This window comes from Microvirga sp. GCM10011540 (genome assembly GCF_042650665.1).
Taxonomy (GTDB): Bacteria; Pseudomonadota; Alphaproteobacteria; order Rhizobiales; family Beijerinckiaceae; genus Microvirga; species Microvirga lenta.
The window spans coordinates 99786-122481 of record NZ_JBHSBQ010000013.1 but is presented as its reverse complement, the minus strand read 5'-3'; the positions used below and the strand labels follow the sequence as shown (position 1 = coordinate 122481).

The 22696-nt window shown below is 65.1% G+C and carries 30 protein-coding genes; 11 read left to right on the top strand and 19 right to left on the bottom strand.

All coding sequences use genetic code 11. The annotated features are described in order from the left end of the window. Positions 1-142 precede the first annotated feature (142 nt). The 7 genes from ACFOYU_RS06150 to ACFOYU_RS06120 all read right to left on the bottom strand — a co-directional run bounded on the left by ACFOYU_RS06150 (position 143) and on the right by ACFOYU_RS06120 (position 6183). The gene (locus ACFOYU_RS06150) at positions 143-502 is read right to left on the bottom strand and encodes a hypothetical protein (protein WP_377032887.1); all 360 of its coding nucleotides are present in this window, start codon (positions 500-502) and stop codon (positions 143-145) included. A gap of 342 nt (positions 503-844) precedes the next feature. Next, entirely contained in the window at positions 845-1633 is a 789-nt protein-coding gene (locus ACFOYU_RS06145; protein WP_377032886.1) for a metallophosphoesterase, read from the bottom strand. A gap of 2 nt (positions 1634-1635) precedes the next feature. Further along, positions 1636-2007 (bottom strand): hypothetical protein, encoded by a 372-nt coding sequence (locus tag ACFOYU_RS06140; RefSeq protein WP_377032885.1) that lies wholly within the window; start codon positions 2005-2007, stop codon positions 1636-1638. Positions 2008-2019: 12 nt separating this feature from the next. After that, entirely contained in the window at positions 2020-3555 is a 1536-nt protein-coding gene (locus tag ACFOYU_RS06135; RefSeq protein ID WP_377032884.1) for a hypothetical protein, read from the bottom strand. Between the two features lie 80 nt (positions 3556-3635). Then, on the bottom strand, positions 3636-3986 hold the full coding sequence (locus ACFOYU_RS06130; RefSeq protein ID WP_377032883.1) for a hypothetical protein: 351 nt from the start codon (positions 3984-3986) through the stop codon (positions 3636-3638). After that, a complete protein-coding gene (locus ACFOYU_RS06125) occupies positions 3983-4306 on the bottom strand; it encodes a hypothetical protein (protein WP_377032882.1) in 324 nt (107 codons plus the stop codon). Before ACFOYU_RS06125 ends, ACFOYU_RS06130 begins: the two co-directional genes overlap by 4 nt. Positions 4307-4455: 149 nt before the next feature. Next, positions 4456-6183 (bottom strand): replication initiation protein, encoded by a 1728-nt coding sequence (locus tag ACFOYU_RS06120; protein WP_377032881.1) that lies wholly within the window; start codon positions 6181-6183, stop codon positions 4456-4458. A gap of 822 nt (positions 6184-7005) precedes the next feature. Between ACFOYU_RS06120 and ACFOYU_RS06115 the strand changes: the two genes are divergently transcribed. The 5 genes from ACFOYU_RS06115 to ACFOYU_RS06095 all read left to right on the top strand — a co-directional run bounded on the left by ACFOYU_RS06115 (position 7006) and on the right by ACFOYU_RS06095 (position 9434). Continuing rightward, entirely contained in the window at positions 7006-7383 is a 378-nt protein-coding gene (locus tag ACFOYU_RS06115) for a hypothetical protein (RefSeq protein WP_377032880.1), read from the top strand. A gap of 68 nt (positions 7384-7451) precedes the next feature. Further along, on the top strand, positions 7452-7784 hold the full coding sequence (locus ACFOYU_RS06110; protein WP_377032879.1) for a hypothetical protein: 333 nt from the start codon (positions 7452-7454) through the stop codon (positions 7782-7784). Positions 7785-8165: 381 nt separating this feature from the next. Then, positions 8166-8339, top strand: a complete 174-nt coding sequence (locus ACFOYU_RS06105) for a hypothetical protein (RefSeq protein ID WP_377032878.1) — start codon at positions 8166-8168, stop codon at positions 8337-8339. A 164-nt stretch (positions 8340-8503) separates the two neighbouring features. Further along, positions 8504-8884, top strand: coding sequence for a hypothetical protein (locus ACFOYU_RS06100; protein WP_377032877.1), 381 nt, complete (start codon positions 8504-8506; stop codon positions 8882-8884). A gap of 70 nt (positions 8885-8954) precedes the next feature. Continuing rightward, positions 8955-9434: a hypothetical protein gene (locus ACFOYU_RS06095; RefSeq protein ID WP_377032876.1), complete on the top strand. Its 480-nt coding sequence runs from the start codon at positions 8955-8957 to the stop codon at positions 9432-9434. Positions 9435-10556: 1122 nt separating this feature from the next. Here ACFOYU_RS06095 and ACFOYU_RS06090 read toward each other — a convergent pair. From ACFOYU_RS06090 to ACFOYU_RS06055, 8 genes are all read right to left on the bottom strand, one after another. After that, on the bottom strand, positions 10557-11339 hold the full coding sequence (locus ACFOYU_RS06090; RefSeq protein ID WP_377032875.1) for a MauE/DoxX family redox-associated membrane protein: 783 nt from the start codon (positions 11337-11339) through the stop codon (positions 10557-10559). 128 nt (positions 11340-11467) lie between these two features. Further along, positions 11468-12052, bottom strand: coding sequence for a DUF6692 family protein (locus ACFOYU_RS06085; RefSeq protein ID WP_377032874.1), 585 nt, complete (start codon positions 12050-12052; stop codon positions 11468-11470). Next, positions 12052-12507 carry a DUF305 domain-containing protein gene (locus ACFOYU_RS06080; protein WP_377032873.1) on the bottom strand — a complete coding sequence of 152 codons (456 nt, stop codon included), beginning with the start codon at positions 12505-12507 and terminating at the stop codon, positions 12052-12054. The genes ACFOYU_RS06085 and ACFOYU_RS06080 overlap by 1 nt, the downstream gene beginning before the upstream one ends. 18 nt (positions 12508-12525) lie before the next feature. Then, positions 12526-13269, bottom strand: coding sequence for a c-type cytochrome (locus ACFOYU_RS06075; protein WP_377032872.1), 744 nt, complete (start codon positions 13267-13269; stop codon positions 12526-12528). Positions 13270-13326: 57 nt separating this feature from the next. Beyond that, entirely contained in the window at positions 13327-13533 is a 207-nt protein-coding gene (locus tag ACFOYU_RS06070) for a heavy-metal-associated domain-containing protein (RefSeq protein WP_377032871.1), read from the bottom strand. An 18-nt stretch (positions 13534-13551) separates the two neighbouring features. Then, complete coding sequence (locus ACFOYU_RS06065) at positions 13552-13776, bottom strand: hypothetical protein (RefSeq protein WP_377032870.1); 225 nt, start codon at positions 13774-13776, stop codon at positions 13552-13554. Positions 13777-13863: 87 nt separating this feature from the next. Beyond that, positions 13864-14745 carry a manganese catalase family protein gene (locus ACFOYU_RS06060; RefSeq protein WP_377032869.1) on the bottom strand — a complete coding sequence of 294 codons (882 nt, stop codon included), beginning with the start codon at positions 14743-14745 and terminating at the stop codon, positions 13864-13866. Positions 14746-14832: 87 nt separating this feature from the next. Beyond that, entirely contained in the window at positions 14833-15237 is a 405-nt protein-coding gene (locus ACFOYU_RS06055; protein WP_377032945.1) for a four-helix bundle copper-binding protein, read from the bottom strand. Between the two features lie 378 nt (positions 15238-15615). On the opposite strand from ACFOYU_RS06055, the gene ACFOYU_RS06050 reads away from it, so the two are divergent. Then, positions 15616-15927, top strand: a complete 312-nt coding sequence (locus tag ACFOYU_RS06050; RefSeq protein ID WP_377032868.1) for a metal-sensitive transcriptional regulator — start codon at positions 15616-15618, stop codon at positions 15925-15927. Positions 15928-16317: 390 nt separating this feature from the next. Here the strand turns inward: ACFOYU_RS06050 and ACFOYU_RS06045 are convergent, their stop codons facing one another. Continuing rightward, a complete protein-coding gene (locus tag ACFOYU_RS06045) occupies positions 16318-17205 on the bottom strand; it encodes an MBL fold metallo-hydrolase (protein WP_377032867.1) in 888 nt (295 codons plus the stop codon). A gap of 124 nt (positions 17206-17329) precedes the next feature. Between ACFOYU_RS06045 and ACFOYU_RS06040 the strand changes: the two genes are divergently transcribed. Beyond that, a complete protein-coding gene (locus ACFOYU_RS06040; protein ID WP_377032866.1) occupies positions 17330-17875 on the top strand; it encodes a rhodanese family protein in 546 nt (181 codons plus the stop codon). 42 nt (positions 17876-17917) lie between these two features. Next, the gene (locus tag ACFOYU_RS06035) at positions 17918-18700 is read left to right on the top strand and encodes a sulfite exporter TauE/SafE family protein (RefSeq protein WP_377032865.1); all 783 of its coding nucleotides are present in this window, start codon (positions 17918-17920) and stop codon (positions 18698-18700) included. Between the two features lie 11 nt (positions 18701-18711). On the opposite strand, the gene ACFOYU_RS06030 is transcribed toward ACFOYU_RS06035, so the two are convergent. Next, a complete protein-coding gene (locus ACFOYU_RS06030; RefSeq protein ID WP_377032864.1) occupies positions 18712-18960 on the bottom strand; it encodes a hypothetical protein in 249 nt (82 codons plus the stop codon). Between the two features lie 321 nt (positions 18961-19281). Between ACFOYU_RS06030 and ACFOYU_RS06025 the strand changes: the two genes are divergently transcribed. The 3 genes from ACFOYU_RS06025 (at position 19282) to ACFOYU_RS06015 (ending at position 20556) form a co-directional block, all read left to right on the top strand. Further along, positions 19282-19494 (top strand): DUF2892 domain-containing protein, encoded by a 213-nt coding sequence (locus ACFOYU_RS06025; RefSeq protein ID WP_377032863.1) that lies wholly within the window; start codon positions 19282-19284, stop codon positions 19492-19494. Between the two features lie 66 nt (positions 19495-19560). Then, on the top strand, positions 19561-20028 hold the full coding sequence (locus ACFOYU_RS06020; protein WP_377032862.1) for a hypothetical protein: 468 nt from the start codon (positions 19561-19563) through the stop codon (positions 20026-20028). A gap of 60 nt (positions 20029-20088) precedes the next feature. Beyond that, positions 20089-20556, top strand: a complete 468-nt coding sequence (locus ACFOYU_RS06015) for a hypothetical protein (RefSeq protein WP_377032861.1) — start codon at positions 20089-20091, stop codon at positions 20554-20556. Between the two features lie 372 nt (positions 20557-20928). On the opposite strand, the gene ACFOYU_RS06010 is transcribed toward ACFOYU_RS06015, so the two are convergent. Together ACFOYU_RS06010 and ACFOYU_RS06005 are read right to left on the bottom strand one after the other, a co-directional pair. Beyond that, positions 20929-21948 (bottom strand): L,D-transpeptidase family protein, encoded by a 1020-nt coding sequence (locus tag ACFOYU_RS06010; RefSeq protein WP_377032860.1) that lies wholly within the window; start codon positions 21946-21948, stop codon positions 20929-20931. Between the two features lie 43 nt (positions 21949-21991). After that, the gene (locus tag ACFOYU_RS06005) at positions 21992-22693 is read right to left on the bottom strand and encodes a DsbA family protein (protein ID WP_377032859.1); all 702 of its coding nucleotides are present in this window, start codon (positions 22691-22693) and stop codon (positions 21992-21994) included. Positions 22694-22696 lie beyond the last annotated feature (3 nt).

Below are 22696 nucleotides of genomic sequence, written 5' to 3'. Positions count from 1 at the left end.
GGACGATACGAGCGATACGAACCTTACTCGCCCTCGCTTCCACAACCGCGGGTTTTCCCGTGCGGCACAAGGGCTTTCTGGCGAGCCTCGCGCGCTCCACGACCAGAGAGAGGCGACGTCGCCAAGGGAGACGAATCCATCGTCACTCATCCTCGTCTTCGTCTTCCGCCATCGGCATCGGCGGCAGGCCCCGCTCAAGGCATGCGTCGATCAGTTGCCAGTGATCCCATCCAGTCACCCATTTCACGGTGCGGTCGCCGATCTCCCCGGCCACGTAGCGACGAACCAACTCGTCATCTGACGGCTGTCGCGGCGGCGGATTGGCGCCGAAGGCTACCGGGAGGTATCGCCATTCCGAAGCGATCTTGGGGTGCCCGGCATCAAGGACGTCGGCGACGGCGCGCAGGGATTCTGGCCGCTCGTCGTCCACGTCGCTCAGAAGGCGCCACGCGCGCTGCCCCAAGGCATCCCGCAGGGGCAGCCCAGTGCGCCACATGAGCATGCGGAGGGATTGCACGAGGTTGGCGAGGTCAGGTGTACTGTCCGTCGTCGTGCCGCCCCTATGCTCTTGGCAAGGGCGAGCAGTGCCCGCGTCTCCACGAGGGCTCGCTCGTGGACCTCTATCCTTCCCCGCAGAACATCCGGCACCTCGTCAGGCTTGATCGTGACGCCGTCGAGGACAGCCCAGGTGCCTCGGCCATCGGCAAGACGGATGAGAGCAGCGGCGGTATCGCCTTCCTAGCCGCACCAGTACATGCAAGCGGATCCCAGGATCCTATAGTCAGTCGTGCTGAAGGCGTCCTCGGCGAAGAGGTCGAGGCGCTGGCGCTCAAATTCTTCCATGTCACACCTCCAAAACCAATGCTCGATCGAAATCGCTGTTCTCGCCCCCGTATCCCCTCGGGTTGCACAGGACCTGCGTACGGCCGACGCGGTAACCACAGGAGTGGTGCACGTGACCGTGGATCCATGCCGTCGGCTGATGCCGAAGGATCAGATCAGACAGGTCGCTCATGAAGGCAGGATTCAGGGGGCTGCTCAGGAACCGCGGCGAGATCGACATTGGATGCGGCGCGTAGTGGGTGACGACGACGGTCGGGCCTTCGTACTCGTGCTCCAGTTCCGATTCGATCTGAGCGAGCGACCACCGGTGCATCGTGCGGGCATCCTCTGGCATCCACCGCGCCGGGGAGCCGTCTTCCCGAGCGATGGCTGTGTGATCCCGCAAAAGGGAAGCCGCGTCGCGCATCGCCCAAGCGATACCGCTGCCCCGTGCCCGAAGGTCTGCATCCGACACATCGAGTGCATAATCCGTCCAGAGTGTGCTCCCGACGAACCGCACGCCGCCAATCACGACCGAGGCGTCAACGAGGAGATGTAAATCAGAGTGGTGCGACGCCGCCCGCAGCCCCCGCTCGATGCCGCCCGAGACCGAGTCCCCGTAGTACTCGTGGTTCCCGGGGATTATCACCACGGGCATGTGCGGCGCGATGTTCGATGCCGCCCAGTCCACGGAAGAGGACAGAGGACTGTCAATGTCGCCAGCGAGGACCGCGACGTCGGCCTCGGGGAGGTCGAGCGGGATCTCCGGCTGGAGTTCGTGATGGAGGTCGGACAGAATCCACATGCGCATGCTCATCCCCTCCAGTCCTCGTGGACCGCGCAACGCGTCGAGATCCAGCCGGTGCCCTGGACGCGTCCGCGCCCGCTGCACACATCGCACGTGATGCGCGATGCCGCTTCGGCGGCGTCGACGAGACGGTCAATCCCGGCGCCCCCGTTGTGAGCCACTCGGAGCTCGGCCCATTTCTCCTTGATCTGGCTGATGCAGAAGCTGCCGCGGTCTTCATCCCTGAGTGTCGCGTCGATGCGCTCGAGCAGGTCACGCATAATGAAGCGCCATCCCCCCAAGTGCTCGAAGGACAGGTAGCCGCCACCCATCCAGCCGAAGCGCTCCGCGAGCTCGTCGCGCCAGCCGTCGTCCTTGATCTCGTCATCCGTCAGCATGCTTCGCCTCCCTCAATTCCTCGTCGCCGTCTGCGTCCGCGCCTCGAGGATGCCCTCCACGTAGCGCTGGAGCGTGCGGACGCTCACCTCCTCGCCGCAGACCTGCTGGAGCGCGGCGATCTCCTCGCCGTCGAGCGGCAGCTCCCAGGCGGGGTCAATGCCCTGATCGGCGAGCAGGTCGCGCATGACCCGCGCCGCCAGTGCGGGCACGTGCTCCCTCCCGGGGAGGGGCAGCCGAAGGATTCGCACCCGGTTCCGCAGCGGCAGCGGGATGCCCTCGAGGCCGTTGGCGGTGAAGAGCCAGGTGACATGGCTGACGTCGACTTCGGCATCCAGGTACTGATCCCTCCAGGCAGCAGCCGTGGATTTCTCGAGCAAAGACAGCAGCGGCTCATGAATCGACCCCGCGGTCGTGCGGCCGGCCTTCTCGAGCTCGTCGACGATTACGCCGACGCTCGCGGTGCCGTGACGCTCGATCAGCGTAACCGGCATCGACGGATACCCCGACGCCCATCGCCTGGGACTGCCGGTCACCCCATGGTCAGCGGTGGTCGCCGCGTCCAGCGTGCCCACCGGGATGCCCAGCTCCTCGAGGAGCCGCCGCGCCAAGCGGCTCTTCCCACCACCGGGATCCCCTAGCAGCACCGTCGGTCGGAGCCGGATCGGCTGGTCCGGCCGGATGTCTGCCAGGAGGGATTGAATGATCGAAGCGCCATGAGGGAACTCGGAGGAGAGCGCGATGCGGACGGCCTCTACCTTCACGGTCGAGGCCTTCACCACGGGCAGCGCCTTTCCGAGGATCGACGCAATGGCCTTGCCGGCCTCCTTCCCGCCACTGGAGTCCGGGGACCCGATGGCCCGGACCACGACCACGCCGTCAACCTTCGCCGCCTCACCCCTGGCCGCCGCGGCGCGCTCCTCGTCGATCGACCGCGTCGCCGCATCGGCCATTTTCTTCATCCGACGCTCGTGCCGCAGCGCCCTCTCGAAGCCGGTCTTCCAGGCAGCCGACATCACGCCATGCCAGACTGTCGCGTCCGTGAGCGTGGCAATCGAAGCGGCGTGGTCCGCCGGGTGCCCGGAGGAGAGACCCTCTGACGTCCGCCCCTGCGCGACCGCCCCCCAACCCAGAACCATCCCCGCCACCGTGCGCAGGCGCTCGGCCACTTCCGCCACAGGATCCCGCTCGTCGTCATTGGGGGAAACAAACTTCCACCCCTCCTCCCTGAGCCAATGCGTGAGATCCTGCGCGATGCTGGCATAGCGGCAGGCGATGTCTGCGGCCGCTCCCGGGAAGCCCCCGGCGGCGCAGGCGTAGCGCACATGATCGTGGAATGCCTCGGGGAGTTGCTCAAGGAGCGCATCGCGGACAAGCGCCGCCTCGTGCCAGCGCTGCTCGGAGAGCTCCTCCGACAGCTCCCCCAGGAGGTAGACGAGGCCCTTGTCATCCACGGCGTCGACGACGAGGAGCAGAGCCTCGGCGGCCAGCTTCAGGGTCGACAGGGTTTCAAGGGAAGTCGGATCGGGGGCGGGAGCGGGATCGAGCATGAGGCACCTCATATGTCCGGTGGAGGCCGGACACAGGGCGCCCGGCAGTCAGGTAATGGAGCTGATTGCGTGTATGAGGCTCACTGGATGCTCCCGGTGCGCTCGCCCCGGGCAAGGCCTAAGGCGTAAATCCTGCTGAGAGTCCTCGCGTAGCTGCGCGCCGGGTCCAAGATCCAGAGGTCGGACGTCGCCACGGGCCGCAGCGTTGGCAGCTCAGTCCGGGGGTGGCCCTGCACGAGTCCTACAAGGCATGGTGCCGGCCGCACGTTGATCGACCACTGATCGATGGACGGGGCGGCCGCCAGCTCCTCCACCGACGGGCAGCCGCCATCCCGCAGCCGTTTCATGTCTCCGAGCAGAGTCTCGAGGCGGTCGATCTCGGCGTCGAGGCGGTGGCGGTCGACGGTTCCATAGGGATGTACAGTGATCATCGGCGAGCTTCCGGCTTGAGCGGCAGCGGGGCGCGTGTGGCAAGGCGGACGACGCCCTGGCTCGTGCGCGCCCACGTCAGATCCGGGGCGAGGACTTCAATATCCAGTGCGACCACCGCGTTCCACTCGTCGACGCCAATGAGAACCCGGTGGCGCGTAATCGACCAGCACGTGAGGACGGGTGTGAGGATGAGATCGAGCGCGGCCGGCTGCCCCACCTCCTCGTCGATGAGGTCGGCAATCGCGCTCTCCTCATGGAGCGCGGACAGATCAAGACGGCGGCGGGAGTACGGCGTGGGACGCCGGGGAATCGAGGACATCGGGGCAATCCATGCATGTGGTGACGGCATCCCTGGCGGGATATTGGGCGCGTCAGACTCGTATGCAGAGTGCCTTCATGGGAATGATCTCCTCGTGGCCATGCTTGTAGCCGGCCCCGAGGGATGGCGTCAAGGGGTTCCAGAACCCCTCAAAAGGGGCAATCGTCGGCCGGCGTATCTGCCTTCCTCATGAAGCTCGGGGGCAGGGCCTTGCGGACCACCGCGGCCTCCGCCTTCGCCGCATTCGTGCGCGCCATCACCGCCCCGGCGACCTTGGTGACACGACCGAAATCGGCCTTCAGGGCGGCCGTGGCCAGGTTGTAGAGGGTGCGGCGTCCCTGCTCGAGGCCGAGGTCCGACGTCGCGCGCAAGGCGGAGGTGAGAACGCGGCCGCCCTCGGCCATCTGCTCGGCGATCCAGTACCACGGCAGGGTCTCCGGATCGCAGAAGGCCTCCAGCGCGTCGGCGTTGAAGCTGAAGGGCACCTCCCCAGAGCGCCCCTTGAGGAGCACGAGCAGCTTTTCAAGCTCCTCATGCGCTAGGTCGCGAACTCTTTCCTCGCGCGTCTGACCCTCTGGCCGGATGGGCCGTTCCGGCTCCTTCCTCTTGAGGTAACGCCGGGTCTTCTCGGTCGCGGTCGACCACTCGAAAAAAGTTTCGTCAATGCCGTGGCGATAGAGCATCGCGAGCAGCTCGCGGCCATGAATGTCCTCCGGCCCTGGGGCAGGCTCCTGGGACGTGCCGGACCGCGCTTCCTCGAGCACGGCCTTCCAGGCCTGGATCAGCCCGTGGATGTTCTGCCAACCGATGGCCCGGAGGGTGCGGCCGACGGCAACGATGCTCGGGATATCGTCGGGCGCTCCCTCCCTAGCGATGCGGAGGAGCTTGAGATTGTAGTCGCCGAGGTCGATGGACTGCATGCGCGCGAAGACCTCGCGCTTCTCTAGGGAAATGTGGAAGACCAAGTTTCCAACTGTGCGTCGACCACGCCCCTTCGTAGTCTTGTTCGCCTCTTCGTCCACCCAGACCTTCATCGGCGGATCGATTGGCGGGACCTTGGCGTCGGGGCTGAACCCGGCGATCTCAAGCATCGCTGGGCCCAGGACATCCCGCTTGAAGACTGAGTAGCGAAATGGGCCTGTCCACCGATAGCCAAGTTCCTCGGCCAGTTTCCGCGGCTCGATAGACCAAGGCCGCCTCAGGTGCTCGTTGTAGCCGGCGCGCAGCGCAAGGCGCTGGTACAGCCGGACCGTGTAGCGGTGTCGGAATCGCGCGATGAACGCGAGGTCGAGGTACCCGTAAGATCCTGACCGGGCCTCGAGCATGAGACGTCGCACGTGGGGCGGGATGATAAAGGAGACTATTGCCTCGCCCTTGACGAGGGATTCCTTCACCTCCGCGAGGACGAGAGGCACCGCGCCCCGGCGGCGGAATTCGTTGTCTCTTATATCGTATCGGACGGACGTCGTGGACAGCCGATGCAGGGATGTTACGAGGTCATCGGCGCGCTCGAAGGCAGCGTAGGATCGGACGGACTTCAGGGGAATCTCATGGCTGCGCGCCTCGGCATAGAGGGCGTCCTTGTCCTTCATCGCTTCGGCGGAATCCTTGCCCAGCATGTCCGTCCTGGACCAGGCAAGGAGCAGTTCGTAAATCGCTTGGTCCCTCGCCGTCAGCCTGTCGTCGCCGACGATCCGGATTTTCTCGATCATCTCCTTCGGCTTTGGGGCTCGCGGCTCCTGGATGCTGAGCTCCGACCTGCCGGATGCCGCCGCAGCGAGATCCCTTGCCTGCACCATGGGCGGCGGCTGCTTGGCCCGGTCCTCCCGACTAAGCCTTTTCACCCACACGGATGACCCACGAACCTGGACTGGCATGCCCCTCTCCCCATTCATGTGAGCGCCTGTTGAGATCACTCACATGAAGAGGGTTGTCTGCCGGCGCGAGTGGCGCAAGGGGAATCGGAAGGAGATGAGGCTTCCTCACACAATCAGACGGCGGCAGGCCACGAGGGGACAAGGCGCGTCAACAGGTTCCTAGCAGGATACAAAAGGATTCAAGGAGGGAGCGAGGACGGCTCACATGAAGAAGGGAATTCGCTCAATGTGGTTGGCCGCATCAGCAGGGGGGATACAAAAGGATTCAAGGATACGCAGGTGGCCGCCGCCGGATCCCGAGATCGCAGCTCCCGGGTGGAAGGTACGTGAGTTTCCTTCACATGAAGAACGGGTTTTTGCCTTTAGGACTAATAAGATGATCAATATTCCCGCCGGGATAAAAAAGGAATCAAGCCACCGGGGAATCTAAGGCTACGCCGATTGGGGCCTGGCTCCGTGCGCGTATCCTGAGTCGCGACCTGGCCGACTGGATGGGGTAAGGCCGGGAGGGGGCGCTTCGCGCTGAAGAAGAGGGAGGGCGAGAATATGGCCGGGGTGAAGTGTACCGACAACCGGGGCACAGGACAACCCGCCGATGGCGAAGGAAATGCTCCCCAGCGGGTCGACAAAAGGTCCGAGCCGTAGGCAGACAAGGGGCCCGGGGCAGAGGAAGTATCCCATTGCAGGGGTAGCCGACGAAGGGATGGCCGAAGGCCCTTCCGTGCGGGCGAGGAAATTCCATTTTGGACGCGTCCAAAAACAGACCTTGTATCAGTCGCGCCTGCGGGAGAGGATTCCCTCAGGACGGAGGGGGAGGACGACATGGCAGAGAGGACCATCGACACGGACACACTGATGAAGCTGTACGGTGCGCTCGCATCACAGAGTGCCGGCAAGGCCACCATTGCAAACATGACCATGGAGGAGCGACGGGCCTATGACCGGGAGGCACGGCGCAGGTCGCGGCAGCGCGTCCGCGAGTCCATTGAGCGGGGGTCTCCCGAACCCACATCGGCGATGATCCGTGAAGCCCTCGCAGACGCGGCTCTGATGATACTCGCTTCGGGAGCGCCCGGGGCCGACCAGATCCGCAACGTGTTGGCTATGGCCTTCCCCGGCCGTGGCGGCGTTCCGGGGACGGTGACGGTGCTGGCACGCTCGGGCAGGCTCAGGCCGAAGCTTGTGAAACTCCAGGGCTGACACCTGTCGCTTGCGTCGGCCTCTCCTATGATCTCACCAAGTGACGGTACGAAGTGACAGGGGCGGTGATGGTTAGGCAAAATTCGACAGGAGCGGCATCCCAGCGTGAGCGCCAGCGGCGCTACCGCGAGCGGCTCGCCGCGGCACGCGAGCCGGAGACGGACGACGTGCAGCGCGCGATTTATCAAGCGCTGATTGGGTCTATTGCCGAGGCGCGGCAGGGCCGGATCCCCGGCGACGGCGGCCCGCGAGCGGTGTCGGTCATGTCCGCGTTCATCAAGGGGCTGGTAACCGATGCCCTTCGCCGCCTCGACGAGGCTGGCTACGACCCTGGGCGATCCAGGCGTCGCATGCGAATGGCTCTCCTGCCGACGCAGGCGCCGCCGTCGATCACTGGATGACCCTGTCTGAGGCGGTTGGCACCGCATTACTTCCTGGAAAACGCGGTCACGCCCCGCGTCGCATGGTGACGGGTCGCCGAGTGACGCCCCTCCCCGCCGGCGGCCCTGCGCTCCTCGAATCTTTCACGCTGCCGCCGGAGGCTCGAGGCTCATCGCGGAGCCAGCCAATCATGTGGGTCACGGCAACCTACCTCCTCGTCCTAATTGCCTGCACCGACGGCGACGCCCGCTGCACGCAACCTGTCGCCATCCAAGAATTCGTCGATGAGGAGTCCTGCATGACCGCCCGGGGAGTCGGATCTGCCCTGAAGCGGGCGGACTCATCCCTTAACTCCGGCCAGGCGGTCTGCCGCCGCGGACTGGACACGAGGAGCGCGTCGCATGTCGAGTGACGTCCGCGCGGCCCTCGAGGCAATCAAGGCGGCCATGGCCGACGAGCGGAGGCTCACTGGGGCCCTCGACCAGACCGGCATGGTGCTGACCGAGGACCTGCGGGCGGCCAGGCTCGCCATCGGCTGCGCGGAGCGGCTGGGGCTTCGGCCGATGTCGGCATGAGCTTGTCGCCTGCGCCTCCGGCGGACCCGAACATCTTTGGACGGCGCGTCTCTGGTTCCATAGTCGATAGATGACATGCTCGGCCCCGGCGGGTTCCCGTTCCCGTCGGGGCTCCCTTTTGGCCTCGCGCCGGCTATGAATCGGGCGACCCGGAAGGAACCCGCATGAAGAACCTGCTTGCCGCCGCTGCCCTCATCTTCGCCGCCACCCCTGCCACCGCCAGGGATCCCCTCGTCGGTGACTGGGGTGGGAGCTGCCGCCCGGACCTCCAGTGCTGGATCGAGATCCGCAACGCCAAGGGTGGTGGCTACCGCGTCCGTTACGTGGCGGCGAACTCGATGGATGCGAGCAAGGTGGTCTGTGATGCCAAGGGCAGCGTGAAGGCCGTCCCGGGAACCAGCACGATCCTCGCCGGGCGCTTCGCCCGGGGGCAGCGCATCGAGATCCTGTCCGGCCGGGGCGAAATCGTCGTCGGGGCGACTGACAACGAACCCTGTGGCCGCCCCCTCGCAGTCAATGGGGTCTACCAGGCGATCGGAGACTGACATGGCACGCAAGGCGGCCTCGTCGGCGCCTGCCAATCGATGGCCCTCCTTGAGGTCTTGCTGCAATCCGATGTCGCGCGGTCCGCCATACGACCCGGGAAGGCCGAATGCCGCCGTAGACCGGGAATTGCTGGCCATCTGGGAGACGCTCGACGAGCGGGACGTGCTCGCTCCAGGTGCACTCGCAATCCTGCACCCGCAGCTCGCCCGCGCGGGTGTCCTGAAGGCCTCCAACGCAACACTGTTCATCGATGGCACCTTGATCGACGTCACGACGAGGGCGCAACCTGCGGTCGATCGGGATGACCTGCGCCTTCTCATCGGCAAGGCGGCCCAGGCGCAGCTCGGCGGCGTGCTGCCGAACGGCGATGCGCCTGGCCCGGTCACGGTGGAGAAGGTCGCCCTCCTCTACGCCCGGCAGAACCGTCTGATGGAGTTCGGCGTCGAGGATCTGTTCGGGGCCGACGGAGGGAGCGGTACCTCGACGGCTTCGCCGAACTCGCCGCCATCAAGCGGGAGCCGGAGATGGAGCCAGACCGCATGTCGATGATGGCGTGAGCGAGACCCAGCCGCATGAACGCCTTTGGGGCCGGTGCGGTTCTCGGGGCTGACGGTCTTTCCCCGGATTCCACAGGCCACGAACAAAGCAAGAACATTCTCCTGGCAGGGCACGCCCTCAATCAGTAACGTCACTGCTCTCGAGGGAGGTGACAATGACCGATCAGGTTCAGTCCGTATGCGACCCGGACCAGATGGAAGCTGATGTTACGGCCGTGATCGAGGCCTGCGGCGGCGACCCGAGAACCCGCCATCAAGGTCCTCCTCGTCAAGCAGGAGATCCTCGAGCAGCGGATCGCGCGCTTGGCATCGGCGCTGTCGTTTGGCTACGTCCGCGGAAGAACGGGTGCCGACCGCCCTGCTCCGGCACGTCCATGATGCTTCCGGCGCTGCCCGCAACCGACCCAAACACCTGCGCAGCCTGGAGGCTCCGATCCCAATGAGACACGGTCATTCCAGACGGTCCCGGCGCGTCATGACATGGGAGATTGCCGACAGGCTGCTGGAGGCCTTGCGCCCGACCCGCCACCTCCTCACGAGGACGCTGGCCGACATCCCGATCGGCGGCCCCGAATACCGCCAGGTCGACAGGGTGGTGCAGGAGATCGACGGGCTGGCCAAGGTCCTCATCGGCGATGCGACCCATTACCATCGCGAGGACCGTGCAGCGCGGGTGCCGGGAACGGAGCGCCGGTTCGAGCCCGCCGGCCCCAGGACCGCCGGAGGAAAGCCGTCCCGGATGCGGTCGATGATGCGCACGGCGCCCTCAAGGCCGACGTCGGGCAGCAGCAGCAGGAACTCCTCCCCGAGCGGAGCGCATAATCAACTCTTGCCCGGACATCTCGGAAGACTTGGAAAGGAAGGAAGCATGGAATGGGACCGCGTGTCAGAGATAACCTGCGGCCACTGTGCGCAATCCGTAACCCGGGAGGTGAAAAGCCCGGAGGGCGTCAAGCCGGGCCGTGGTGGACCTATCCCGGGGCGAACTGGCAGTCGAGTAGCGGCTGTCTCCACCCGCAGCCTCATACACGCGGGTCCAAGACTTGGCGGACCGATCCAACCGTACGGTTACTTGTGTGTCGATCTCACCCGCGACCCAGAGGCAGCCCCCGCGCTACATCGGGTGGGCTGGACCAATCGGTAGACCGAAGGTCGCGAGTGTCATCCACACTGCCATAGCAATCATCATCAGGTTCTCGGTCAACGACACGAACCCGAGCGGGACGTTGCTCGACCCGCCGACGCAGGCGCACTTCAACTCGCGCTTGTCGATATAGACTGCCTTGAACACCGACACGGCACCCACCGTACCGATGAACAGGGAGACCGGCACCGACAGCCAGGTCAGCGCACCAGCGATCATCAGCACGCCGGCCAAGCCTTCGGCGAAAGGGTAGATATAGGAGTAAGGCACCCACCGCCGCGCCAGCAGGTCGTAATTCAGGAACATGGTGGCGAAGCTTTCCACGTTCTGGAGCTTCAGGAGTGCCAGCACGGCCATGCTGAAGGCGATGAACCAGGCGGCCGCACGCACCGTGAAGGGGGTGCCATAAACAGCATAGCTGACAGCAAGCGCCATCAACGCTGTCATGCTGAACAGTGCGATAACAGGCTTGTAGGTGGTGGCCTTCGGGTCGGCGACAGGCTTTCCGAGATGGCGACGCAGGTCGTCGTAGCCGCCGATGCGCTCACCGTTGATGAAGGTCTGCGGCGTGGTCTGGACCCCCTGCTCGGCCTTGAAGGCGTCGGTTGCCTCGCGCGAGGTCAACCACTTGTCCTCGACCGTGAAGCCCTGGCGATGCAGGAGGTCCTTGGCCTTCAGGCCATACGGGCAGACATGCTTGTCCATGACCATGCGGTAGAGCGTGGCATGGCGGGGTTGGGCCGTGGAGGTCATTGAAGCATCTCTCCTTTCACGGGTCTGTCTTCATGCTGCTTCTGACGTAGGGGTCTGATGAACTAGGCCTGTCCCTTCCTGATGTGGCATTGCCATTGAGCCATCATGGTCCAGTCCGGCAGCGCAGTTTACTGCCCCGACGATGCCGCAAGCGGCCCGGACCCGCAGTCGAGATAGCCGCGGTACCCGACCCTGAGGCTTTGCCCAACCTCAAAGATCAGGTTTGCCTCCTGGCGCCGCATGCCCTCGCGATCCTCGGCCTCGCCATCGGCTACAGGGGTGACGGCAACCCGGACCCGGTCGGCTGCCAGCAGAAGGCTCTTTCCCTGTCCAGTGGCGCTGGCCGGCGGAGCCGGGCTGAGAGGCACCAAGCTTCCATTCAGCTTGACGATTCCGCCCGTGGCCATGCCGTTCGGCTGCATGGCCATGACCAGTACCGGCTTTCCTGAACCCGTGTACCGGAACTCACAGCGGGGTCCGCTCCCTACCGTCTTCTGGATTGCCGCGTCGACCACCGGGGCGGGATCAAGGCTCGGGATGTGAGCGCCGGCAAGCGCTTCCGGTGCCGGCACGATCCGGGTGATCTCGGGCGCCCGGATCGCACTCAGATCATCGTCCGGCACATCGCTTTCGCCGCACCCGGCCACGAGGAGGCCGAGCACTGCCGCGAGGGCCGATCGAACCTGCCGGCCTTGTGAGGAAAGCGCCCGCATCAGTCCCGCGCCTCCAGGTCGTCGATCAGGTACCTCATTTCCGCGATCTCACGCTCCTGCGCGTCGATGATCTCATCGGCAAGCTTGCGCACGCGGGGGTCCGAGATCTGGGACCGCGTGCTTGTCATGATGGCAATGGAGTGGTGCGGGATCATGGCCTTCATGTACTCGACATCATCTACTGTGGCCTGGCTGCGCACGAGCCACAAGGACAGGGCGAACACGGCGATGGAGCCCCCTAAGATGGCGAGATTGAGCGCCATCTTCTTGTACATGTCGATCATGAAGGCGAGCATGATCACCGACATGGTCGCGCCCATGACAAGAGCCATCCAGGCCCGGGTCTCGCTCCAGAACACGTGCTCCGCGGCATAGGTGTTCAGGTACATCAGGCCGTACATCACCACCGTGGAGGTCGCGATCATTGCGGCGAAGCGCCAGTAGGACATGCCCATCAGAAACTTGCTCCGATATCATTGCGGATGCGCGCCGTGCGCAGCACCACTGGCGCCTGCGGGCGCTGAGCCCTGCGTCCTGCTGGGTGCGCCGGTCGCCTGGGGTGCATCGCTCTGGGGTGCACCGCCCTGGGATCCTCCGCCACCCGCGCCAGTGGTCTGCGCCGCGCCGCCGTGATGACCGCCACCGCCATGTGACCCGCCATTTTGCTGCGCGCCGCCGAGTCGTGCGTATTCCTCGGGCGTCATGGCCGGCAGTTGCTTGACGAAGGCAGCAATGTTCCAGATCGCCTGCTCGTCGTGCGTGGGCCCAAAGGCCGGCATGCCGGACATCTTGATGCCGTGCCTGACGATCCAGAACACCTCCTGCGGCTTCCACTCGGCCGCCGCCTCGGCCAGATGCGGAGGCCTCGGCCGCATGCCGCTGGCCCAACCGGCGCGATCGACACCCGGCCCGGCATGGCAATGCTGGCACATCGATTTGTAGGCCGTCGCTCCCGCCGCGATCATCTCCGGCGTGAAGTTGCCGGGCACGGTGATGTCGTCCGCGTGCTGCTCGACGGAGTTGTGGAACGTGGTGTCGAAGGCCCAGCGCGTGAAGGAGGCATGCTCCTCAGTGGCGGCGACGTTGTAAGCACCGCTGTAGACGACGATCAGGCCAGTGATCCCGAGCACCGCCAGCACGCCCAGGGCTCCGACCGCAATGCCCAGGCCCAAGCCTTTCCTCCGGTCGTGCGCGTTCATGTTCCTTTTGTCAGCCATCTGCTGTTAATCCCTTCGCTTCCCTGGCGCCGGTCGGCGCGAGGTCCGTTCACGGGGCTAGTCCCTGACCTCCTCCACGGCGTAGCCGGCGCCATCGATGGCAAAGACCACCATCTGCGGATCCGCCGAGGCGTCGACGCGAACCTCGCCCGCTTTGGCATCCGCCTCCACGGCCGTGTCGTCGCCCAACTGCTGCTTGATGGCCCGGACGACGGATTTCCCGCACCCGCCGCAGGTCATTCCGGTCACCTTGTAGGTTTTCATGGGCCCTCCTCCGCAAACTCACGGTGCGCCCTTCAGCGCGAGCCTCGCCAACTCGGCGGCTGTCTTGCGGACCTCATCATCCGCATAGTCGCTTGCATTCGTTTGAGCGGGCGAGACGTTGGGCTCCAAGATCTGGTCTCCATCGACGGGGAAGGTGTAGCTCCGTCCATCGGGCGTAAAGGTCACGATGATGCTCCCATCGCCCCGCTCAAGGCGAAAGTCGTCCGTCTTTGGTGACTGCATCCCTCAACCTCCATTCTTCAGCGTTGCAGACTTCAGGTGGCGACTGCCCAGGCAGGAGAAAGCAGCCGCCACTTTGGCAAAGGCTATCTATTTTGCAGCCGCCGGCGGCACCGGCATTGGCGGCGTGCCGTAGGTGCGGGGGTCAACCGGGTTGAGCTGGCCTTCATCGTCCGTGTAGGCCGGCGGGCGATCCACATAGGTGAAAGTTCCCTTGCCGTCCGGCGACGGGCCATTGGCCCAGCGGCCCTGCTGACTTTCCGTGCCCTCCGAGTGGTTCAGGAACTGATAGGCGACTTCGCTCTTCTCGAGGTTCTGCGGGAAGTTCGACGGAACAGGCGTCATTTCGAGACCGTCCTCCTCCAGTTCCTTGATCGCGGCGAGCCACTGGTTCTGGTGCATGGTGTCGCGCGCAAGGAGATAGGACAGCATGTCCCGCACACCGGTGTCGTTCGTCATGTTGTAGAGACGAGCAACTTGGAGGCGTCCCTGACTCTCCGCCGTCACATTGAACCGGAAGTCCGCCAGTAGGTTGCCGCTGGCGATGGTGAAGCCCGCCGTCCAGAAGTTCCCGACGCTGTCCGTGGGCCGCGAGCCCGAGCCGGAGACGATGACGTGCTGCGGATTCATGCCGGCGACGATGGCATCCTCCACGCGGGCCCCGCCCATCACTGCGCCGATCACGGAATTCTTGGCCATGTCCTCCTGCTGCTCCACAGGCGAGGTTTCGAGCAGGCGGGCGATCATGGTTGCGAGCATCTCGACATGGCCGATTTCCTCGGTGCCGATGTCCATGATCATGTCCTTGTACTTCTCCGGACCACGGCAGTTCCAACCCTGGAAGAGATAGGTCATCATGACGCTCATCTCGCCCCATTGGCCGCCCAAAACCTCCTGGAGCTGCTTGGCGAAGATTGGATCGGGTCTCTCGGGCTTGGCGTGATAGGCCAACTGCCGCTGACGGAAGAACATCGGCTTATCCTCTGATGATGTGGTCGAGCTTGTTTCCCGCAGTCGCGGGGTGACTTGAGCAAATCACCCCGCGCGTAGGATCTTGGCTTACTGAGCCATGCTCTGGAGGGCCTCCTGGCAGGCCTGCTCGCAGCGGCGGCAGGACTCGGCGCAGATGCGGCAATGCTCATGCATGCTGGCATGGCGCTCGCATTCCTCACCGCACAGGCGGCAGGCGGTGGCGCAGGCCTCCAGCATGCGTCGGATCACCTCCTCGTTCGATCCCGTTCGGCGGGTCGCCACGGACCCGGTGGCGGCGCAGACATCGGCGCAGTCGAGGTTCAGGCGGATGCACTGGGTCAGTTGCTGCACCATGTCCTCGCCCAGGCAGGCATCGGCGCAGGAGGTGCAGGCCTGGGCACAGGAGTAGCACTCCTCGATGCAGCGGATGAGAACGTCGTTGGTGTTGCCCTTCACATGCGGATGGGTGCTGATCATCTGCTGTGCGTGCATGGTCTTTCTCCTTCGGTTGCGGGATGGGGCGACCCGGCTGAGGATCCGCCGGGATCCTTGGGCCGTCTGTGTGCTGCTGCCCCAGATGGCGACAGCGGCGGCTCCGACGAGTGCGCCGGCAAGGGCGCCCAGGAGCACCTTGGTTGAATGGTCGTTGCGGCTCGGCATGAGAAATGCCGGGCGGCGCCAGGACTCGTTCATGGCTTCGCTTCCCGAGAGATGGCTCCCCTGGTTCGATAAGGGACGTTGCTGTCTCGGTTCGACCGCACCAAGCGGAAGTGGCGTAGTCCGGTCGTCGAGCCAACATACTGGGGGAGGGTATTGTTCCCTGATCCAACTCCCACCTTTGTGCGTTGCCGGACAAAGAGGTTTCGCATCATGTCCGACCAGGAGGAGAAACACGGCGGCGTCGCCGTGGACCACAGTCGTCAGCTTCCGCGCTTGCGGCGCATCGAGGGCCAGGTGCGCGGCCTTCAGCAGATGATCCAGGATGGGCGCTACTGTGGCGACGTGGCCGATCAGATCAATGCCGTTGTTGCCGCGCTGCGTCGGGTGCAGACGGACATGCTGGGCGATCACCTGAAGGCCTGCATTGAGGCGAGCCTGTCCAGGGACATCTCCGAGGATGAGCGCCAGCGCCTGGTGAACGAGATCGCCCGTCTGATGACCGGCCTTGGCCGCCGCCCCTGAGACGAGGTATCGGATCTGGTGGGCCTCAGGACGAGCCTGGGACTTCCTCAAATTGTAAAAGTCAGGATTTGACCGTCAGACAGTGTCAGACCAGATTGCGTTCTGCACGAGGAAGTTGAGTGCAACTCGCTCCGACACTGTCCGTCAAATCCAGTCCAGGATTCTACACGGGCTACAAGCAATTTCAGGCACTTACGACGGATGCGTTCCATAACAGCCTCTAGGTGCCCTACAGGCGCATCGTCCTCATGGAAGTCGATGGGGCTGACGAGGAGTCCATGGGGCAACTGCCACCCCCGGTCGGCACATTGCAGAAGGAAATGCGGAGGGCCTTCGCGGCCGTTGGCAGGACAGGCGCGCCGCACCTGCCCTGCGTTCCCGGCCCTCGGGTTAGCTGCCGATGTCCGCGCCGCCCTTCATCCTCACAGGGATCATCAGGTAACGGACGCCATTGGCCTCCGCCGGCGGGAACTTGCCGGCCCGTATGTTGGTCTGGATCGAGGGCAGCAGGAGCCGAGGCGCTGCAAGCTTGGCGTCCCGGGCCGTGCGCATCGCCACGAACTCCTCCTCGGCGACCCCTTCCCTCACGTGCACGTTTTTCTCCCGCTGCTCGCCGACCGTGGTCTCCCAGGCGTACTCTTCGCGCCCAGGCGCCTTGTAATCGTGGCACATGAACAGCCGCGTCTGGGGCGGCAGTTCCATCAACCGCCGGATGGAGCGGTACAACTGATGCGCATCACCGCCGGGGAAGTCGGCGCGGGCCGTGCCGTAGTCCGGCATGAACATGGTGTCACCCACGAACACAGCATCTTCGACCTTGTAGGACACGTCTGCCGGGGTGTGCCCGGGCGTGTGGATCACCTCCACGTCGAGGTCGCCGATCTTGAAGCGCTCGCCGTCCGCGAACAGGTGGTCGAAGTCGCTGCCGTCCGGGTTGAGGTCGGTGGCATTGAAGATCGGCCGGAAGATCTTCTGCACGTCCTTGATGTGCTCGCCGATGCCGATCTTCGCTCCCGTCCTGGCCTTGATGTATGGCGCGCCTGAGAGGTGGTCGGCGTGGGCATGGGTCTCCAGCGCCCACTCCACCGTGTAGCCCGCCTCCTCGGCCGCCTTGAGCATCGCCTCGACCGAGCGGGTGTCGACCGTGCCCGAGTTGTGGTCGTAGTCGAAGACAGGGTCAATGATCGCCGCCTTCCTGGTTGACGGATCCGCGATCAGGTAGCTGACGGTGTTGGTGGGCTCGTCGAAGAACGCCCGGATGATGGGTTGGCCTGACATGGTCTGAACCTCCTCGGTGGTTCGGCGTGGGGTTGGTATTGACGATATATAAGTAATAACTAAATAAGCAATACCTAATGCAAAGGGAGCTGCCTCCAGGGCTGCCCCACATCGGAGATCCACCATGTCGCTTGCCACCCTCAGCCCCATCGAAGCCAAGCGCCTGCTCGACCAGGGTGCCCTTCTCGTTGATATCCGCGAGGCCGACGAGCATGCCCGGGAGAACATCCGCGGCGCCAAGCTGCTGTCCCTGTCCCGGCTGGACCAAGCCGGCCGTGCCCTTCCCGAAGGCCAGCCAGTGATCTTCCATTGCAAGAGCGGTGCACGGACCCAAGGCAACGCCTCGCGTCTCGCGACCAAGGTCGGCAGCACGGCGGAGGCCTTTATTCTGGAGGGCGGGATTGACGCCTGGAAGAAGGCCGGCCTGCCAACGGTCGTTGACCGCCGCCAGCCGCTCGAGTTGCAGCGCCAGGTGCAGATCGGCGCCGGCAGCATGGCCTTCCTCGGCACGATGCTGGGCCTGCTCGTCTCACAATGGTTCTTCATCATCCCAGCCTTTGTCGGCGCCGGCCTGACGATGGCGGGGATCACCGGGTTCTGCGGCATGGTCCGGATCCTCAGGAAGGCCCCCTGGAACCGGTCGGCCTTTGCCCAACCCAAGCACGCCTGACGCATTTAACACCCCGTGCAGCGGCTCTAGCAGGAGATCAACATGGATTTGTCGCTCACCCAGAGCGCCCTTGGCCTCGCCTCGGGCTCGCTCGTCGGCTTCACGCTTGGCCTCGTGGGCGGGGGCGGCTCGATCCTGGCTGTGCCGCTGCTCGTCTACTTGGTCGGTGTGACCAACCCGCACGTGGCCATCGGCACGAGCGCGGTCGCGGTGGCGGTGAACGCCCTGGCCAACCTCGGCAGCCATGCCCGGGCCGGCAACGTCAAATGGCGCTGCGCCCTTGTCTTTGCCGTCTCAGGCGTGGTCGGCGCGTTCGGCGGCTCCACGCTCGGCAAGATGATGGACGGGCAGAAGCTGCTCGCGCTGTTCGCCGTGCTGATGCTGGTGGTCGGCGCCCTGATGCTGCGCAAGCGCTCCGGCGAAGGCGACAAGGATGTCAGACTGGCGCGGGACAACTTCCCGAAGCTGGTCGGCATCGGCCTGGCGACGGGTGCCCTGTCCGGCTTCTTCGGCATCGGCGGCGGCTTCCTGATCGTGCCAGGGCTGGTCATGGCGACCGGCATGCCGATCCTGAACGCCGTCGGCTCGTCCCTGGTAGCGGTGTCGGCCTTCGGGCTGACCACGGCGTCCAACTACGCCCTGTCGGACCTGATCGACTGGCCCCTGGCGGCGTTGTTCATTGCCGGCGGCGTCTTTGGCGGCCTGCTCGGCACGCGCTCCGCCAAGCTGCTCGCGGGCAGGAAAGGCGCGCTGAACACGGTGTTCGCCGGCCTGATCTTCGTCGTGGCGATCTACATGCTGGTGAAAAGCCTCAACCTCGTCTGAGCTTAAGGGAATCAGGTCTTCACATAGTTGAAGCAACCCGGCGGGAGCCCGGCCCCGCTCACGAGGATGGCGCCCCTTCGGAACAGCGTCAGACCTGATTGCTCCTCCGGCATCCGGACCACCACGAGCTCGCCGCTTCCGTCGGCCCACACCAGTTCCCCGTCAACCGCGGCGATGGCCTCGAAGATGTGCCCCTGGCTGGTTCCGGGGGCGAACAGCACTGTGGTGAACTCGTTGCCCTGCGGCGGCCACAAGGCCAAGGCTCCGGCACCGGTGACCAGGAGCGCGGCGATCGACCGGATTGCTGTCGACGGACGGGATGCTCGGTTCCCGCCATCCTCCCGGGGCCCCGAGCGCAAAGCCCAGCAGATAGCCCGACCATCGGTAGCCGCGACTGGTTTCAGCACGTGTCACTGTTCACCCCGACCGGAAAGCGGTTCCGCCCACGGCATGTCAACAGTCACCCCGGCCGAAATGTTTCGCAGGGGCTTTCATCGCGCAACGCTTACGAGGGGGTGCTGTGACGAAGAACCAATGGCACCGTTCCGGCGTTCTTGGGAGGGCATCATGAGGAGACGGCTATGGAATGCAATGTCGGCGGGGTCGACCGTGTAGTACGCGCAGGACTTGGCACTGCGCTCGTGTCGGCAGGCCTTGCGTCCTCCATGGACGGCATGTGGCGGGCGGCCCTGATCGGCGCCGGCTCCATAGCCCTGATCACGGCAGCAACCCAGTACTGTCCACTCAACGCGGCGGCCGGGATCGATACCTGTGCCCGCGCAGGGGAGAGTTGAGACCGCATCCGACGCTTCGCATCGGGGTCTTGCGGACCTCCAACGGCAATCAGAGCGAGTAATCTTATGGTCGCATCCACAGTCAGGCGCGTTCCCGAGCACACGTCTCCCGCCGTCAATGCGAGGCTGCAATCCGAGGCAGAAGCCCGGCTGGCCTACTATGCCGTGCATCCTCACGAGATCGAGCAGCGCTTGCGAGAACTGGATGCCGAATGGGACGTGGAGCGGGCGATCGAAACCGAGGCGGCAAGCACGATCCTCCTGGGCCTTGGCCTCGGGTGGGCGGTCGACCGCCGATGGTTCCTCCTGCCGGTCTTCGCCAGCGCGATGCTGCTGTTGCACAACTTGAATGGGGCCTACCCTTTACTGTCCCTGTTCCGTCGACTCGGTCTGCGGACGCAAGGGGAGATCGCTGCGGAGCGATACGCGCTCAAGGCCCTGCGGGGCGATTTCGAACGTGTGCGAAAGGGCGGCCAAGCAGGGGAAAGCCGCCTCTGGGAGGCTTTTGAGGCAGCCCGGCCCCACGCACCCTGAAGGACGCAGTGCACGTCGTCCCTGGCCGACGGACGCGAATTCGATGGACTGGAGATGCCCATGCTTCCAAACACCGCCACCCGTGTTCAGGCGAAGACCGCCGAGCCCATAAACGTGGAGATCGATCACGTCACGGCCGGAAGCTTCGCTCGTCGTGCCGTCGCTCGCCCCGAGGACATCGATGATGGCATCCGGCAGTTGGAGCAGGAGTGGGATATCGAGCGTACGCTGCAAGCGAATTTCGCGATCGTGAACCTGATCGGCATCGCGCTTGGGGCCTTTGTCGACCGACGCTGGTACCTGTTCTCCGCCGCAGCGACCGGGTTCATGGTTCAGCATGCACTCCAGGGCTGGTGCCCGCCCGTTCCCATCTTTCGCCGCCTCAAATACCGCACCGCATCGGAGATCAACCACGAACGGTTCGCGCTCAAGGCCCTTCGCGGCGATTTCGACGACATCGGGACCAGTGGCTCCCAGGGTAATCCTAATAGGGGGCAACAAGCTCTCCGCGCCGCGCAGCGGGCTTGAAAGCGATCATTGGCGCCTCGTTTCCCTGTCTTTGACCCGATCTGCGGACCGTGTCATCCCGGATGCCTATGGGATGCCGGAGCATCGTCTGGATCAGGTGCCCGGCCCATGATGCTCAGGCGCGGGCCCGCCGAAGGCAGAGGTCAAACGCTCGAATCCTGAGGACGCGCCCCTCTCCCGCAGGAGCGCCGCGCTTCGCCGTTATCGCATCCCCATGCAGCGCTGCCGGGTGACAAGCCAGGCAATGTGCGATGCCAGCATGGGTCGGCGGGGCAGTCGGACGGTCCAGTCCAGTGAGGACGCTATCGCAACCTGGAATGCCTGGTCCCGCACGGACCCGATGCGGCCAACCCGGGTATCCGGGCCTCGCAATCAAAACGGCACCGACGCTGCGGACAGTGTTCCGGTTGGCGTGACTTTTGGTTCGGCCAGGGCCGCCTCCACCGCCCCCGATGTCAGGGCCTGAAGCCGCGCCGGTCCGGAGCGGCGCAGGATCTCCCGGAACGAAGGATGCATCGATCCGTCGAGATAGGTGTAGGAGACGGCTGCGCGGCCCGAGGCCACGATCTCCCTGACCCGCGTTTCGTCCCTCGCCTGCTTCGCAGCCACCATCATGGCGGCCCCTGCCTCGACCGTGTAGGCGGGGCAGGCAGCCTGGGCATCGAACCGCGCACCGGGACCGCTCGGGCTGGCATTGAACACGTAGCGCCTGCCGCAGCTCGCAACCTTCGGAGGCCTGCGGGTCGCCTCGAAGTGATCCGAGCCCTCCTTCAGGTTGCGCCAGAACGCGATGTGCCGGCTGGCGCGGTGCTCGGCCAAGTTCTCCGGCGTCATGCGGAAGGGGAAGGACTGAACCTGGAAGCCCTCCTGCCCTCCCCTGATGGCCTCCCGTGCCAGGGCAAAGAGCTCGGCGGCGCCGTCATCCGTCATGGCGAAGCAGCCGGAGGACGAGCAGGCGCCGTGGATCATCAGCGCGGATCCCGTCCGGCCGAGGGCCCGGTCCAGCTCGTTCGGGAAGCCGAGGTCAAAGGAGAGATAGTAGGCGGAGTTCGGGTTCATCTGCCCTGCCCGTACCGTGTAGAACCCCTCCGGCGTCTGCCGGTCGCCCTCCTGCATCTTCGGCCCGAGCTGACCGGACCAGCGGCAGACCGGGTAGGTCTTGAGAAGCCCGTACTGGCCGGACGCGTCGCGCTTCCAGACCTCCAGCTCCGCCTCCTTGAATACCCGGATGACGATGGGGTCGGCGACCGTCATCCCCTTCGCCTGCATGCTGGCGACGAGCTTCGGCGGCACCGGCTTCAGGTGCCTCTGATCTCCAACCGTCACGCAGCCGGCCAGGGCCGCGGCAAGGATCACTCCGCTCAGAACGCCACGCGCCGAGTTCATCCGCATTCTACGAAGCCTTCCTTGCCGAAACTTGATTGGACGCGCCGCGTCAGGCCGGGCAGACGACTTCCCCGCACCTGTCGAGGGAGGCGACGATCCCGCCGATGGTCTTGGGGCCGGGATAGCCGAGCACGCCGACACCGCCGGCCACGAAGGACGGCGTCGCCGCGAGCCCGAGGTTGGCCGCGAGCTGGATCTGCTCGCGCAGCATCCCGCCAACCTTCTCGCTGTCGGCCACGGGCTCGATCTGGCGTCGCGGGACCCCGAGGTCCTCGGCGACCTTGAGCGCCCGTGTGCCGTCGTTCGTGCCCGGCATGGCGAACAGGCGTTGGTGGAACTCGTAGGCCACCGCCGGTCCCTTCAGCAGGAGAAGCGCCAGTTCCACCTTTGCGGCCTGCATCGATCCGAGGGACAGAATGGCATTGTTGATCAGCCCCAGGCGCAGCTCAGGCCTTTTCTTCACGAGAGCGTGCAGGTCCTTCGCCGCCACGCGGCAGTAGGGGCAGTTGTAGTCATAGAACTCGTAGAGGGTCACCGCCATGCTCTTGGAGCCCACCCAGATCAAGCCGGGCAAATGCTCGATCTCGCCGGTCAGCTCGACCGGCAGGCGCGCGTTGGGCACGGGCTTGCCGTCGTCGCCTTCGAGCGGGTGCCAGCCCTCCCCGCTCTGAGCTCGGGCGGCCTTGAAGGATGGCGGTGCCAGGAGCGCCAGCGCAGCGCCCTGGATGATCCGACGGCGGTTCAGATCCATCGG

Excerpts from the sequence above, each read along its gene's own strand:
- ACFOYU_RS06150 (WP_377032887.1), bottom strand. The coding sequence starts at position 502 with ATGCTCATGTGGCGCACTGGGCTGCCCCTGCGGGATGCCTTGGGGCAG.
- ACFOYU_RS06145 (WP_377032886.1), bottom strand. The coding sequence starts at position 1,633 with ATGCGCATGTGGATTCTGTCCGACCTCCATCACGAACTCCAGCCGGAG.
- ACFOYU_RS06140 (WP_377032885.1), bottom strand. The coding sequence starts at position 2,007 with ATGCTGACGGATGACGAGATCAAGGACGACGGCTGGCGCGACGAGCTC.
- ACFOYU_RS06135 (WP_377032884.1), bottom strand. The coding sequence starts at position 3,555 with ATGCTCGATCCCGCTCCCGCCCCCGATCCGACTTCCCTTGAAACCCTG.
- ACFOYU_RS06130 (WP_377032883.1), bottom strand. The coding sequence starts at position 3,986 with ATGATCACTGTACATCCCTATGGAACCGTCGACCGCCACCGCCTCGAC.
- ACFOYU_RS06125 (WP_377032882.1), bottom strand. The coding sequence starts at position 4,306 with ATGTCCTCGATTCCCCGGCGTCCCACGCCGTACTCCCGCCGCCGTCTT.
- ACFOYU_RS06120 (WP_377032881.1), bottom strand. The coding sequence starts at position 6,183 with ATGCCAGTCCAGGTTCGTGGGTCATCCGTGTGGGTGAAAAGGCTTAGT.
- ACFOYU_RS06115 (WP_377032880.1), top strand. The coding sequence starts at position 7,006 with ATGGCAGAGAGGACCATCGACACGGACACACTGATGAAGCTGTACGGT.
- ACFOYU_RS06110 (WP_377032879.1), top strand. The coding sequence starts at position 7,452 with ATGGTTAGGCAAAATTCGACAGGAGCGGCATCCCAGCGTGAGCGCCAG.
- ACFOYU_RS06105 (WP_377032878.1), top strand. The coding sequence starts at position 8,166 with ATGTCGAGTGACGTCCGCGCGGCCCTCGAGGCAATCAAGGCGGCCATG.
- ACFOYU_RS06100 (WP_377032877.1), top strand. The coding sequence starts at position 8,504 with ATGAAGAACCTGCTTGCCGCCGCTGCCCTCATCTTCGCCGCCACCCCT.
- ACFOYU_RS06095 (WP_377032876.1), top strand. The coding sequence starts at position 8,955 with ATGTCGCGCGGTCCGCCATACGACCCGGGAAGGCCGAATGCCGCCGTA.
- ACFOYU_RS06090 (WP_377032875.1), bottom strand. The coding sequence starts at position 11,339 with ATGACCTCCACGGCCCAACCCCGCCATGCCACGCTCTACCGCATGGTC.
- ACFOYU_RS06085 (WP_377032874.1), bottom strand. The coding sequence starts at position 12,052 with ATGCGGGCGCTTTCCTCACAAGGCCGGCAGGTTCGATCGGCCCTCGCG.
- ACFOYU_RS06080 (WP_377032873.1), bottom strand. The coding sequence starts at position 12,507 with ATGGGCATGTCCTACTGGCGCTTCGCCGCAATGATCGCGACCTCCACG.
- ACFOYU_RS06075 (WP_377032872.1), bottom strand. The coding sequence starts at position 13,269 with ATGGCTGACAAAAGGAACATGAACGCGCACGACCGGAGGAAAGGCTTG.
- ACFOYU_RS06070 (WP_377032871.1), bottom strand. The coding sequence starts at position 13,533 with ATGAAAACCTACAAGGTGACCGGAATGACCTGCGGCGGGTGCGGGAAA.
- ACFOYU_RS06065 (WP_377032870.1), bottom strand. The coding sequence starts at position 13,776 with ATGCAGTCACCAAAGACGGACGACTTTCGCCTTGAGCGGGGCGATGGG.
- ACFOYU_RS06060 (WP_377032869.1), bottom strand. The coding sequence starts at position 14,745 with ATGTTCTTCCGTCAGCGGCAGTTGGCCTATCACGCCAAGCCCGAGAGA.
- ACFOYU_RS06055 (WP_377032945.1), bottom strand. The coding sequence starts at position 15,237 with ATGCACGCACAGCAGATGATCAGCACCCATCCGCATGTGAAGGGCAAC.
- ACFOYU_RS06050 (WP_377032868.1), top strand. The coding sequence starts at position 15,616 with ATGTCCGACCAGGAGGAGAAACACGGCGGCGTCGCCGTGGACCACAGT.
- ACFOYU_RS06045 (WP_377032867.1), bottom strand. The coding sequence starts at position 17,205 with ATGTCAGGCCAACCCATCATCCGGGCGTTCTTCGACGAGCCCACCAAC.
- ACFOYU_RS06040 (WP_377032866.1), top strand. The coding sequence starts at position 17,330 with ATGTCGCTTGCCACCCTCAGCCCCATCGAAGCCAAGCGCCTGCTCGAC.
- ACFOYU_RS06035 (WP_377032865.1), top strand. The coding sequence starts at position 17,918 with ATGGATTTGTCGCTCACCCAGAGCGCCCTTGGCCTCGCCTCGGGCTCG.
- ACFOYU_RS06025 (WP_377032863.1), top strand. The coding sequence starts at position 19,282 with ATGGAATGCAATGTCGGCGGGGTCGACCGTGTAGTACGCGCAGGACTT.
- ACFOYU_RS06020 (WP_377032862.1), top strand. The coding sequence starts at position 19,561 with ATGGTCGCATCCACAGTCAGGCGCGTTCCCGAGCACACGTCTCCCGCC.
- ACFOYU_RS06015 (WP_377032861.1), top strand. The coding sequence starts at position 20,089 with ATGCTTCCAAACACCGCCACCCGTGTTCAGGCGAAGACCGCCGAGCCC.
- ACFOYU_RS06010 (WP_377032860.1), bottom strand. The coding sequence starts at position 21,948 with ATGCGGATGAACTCGGCGCGTGGCGTTCTGAGCGGAGTGATCCTTGCC.
- ACFOYU_RS06005 (WP_377032859.1), bottom strand. The coding sequence starts at position 22,693 with ATGGATCTGAACCGCCGTCGGATCATCCAGGGCGCTGCGCTGGCGCTC.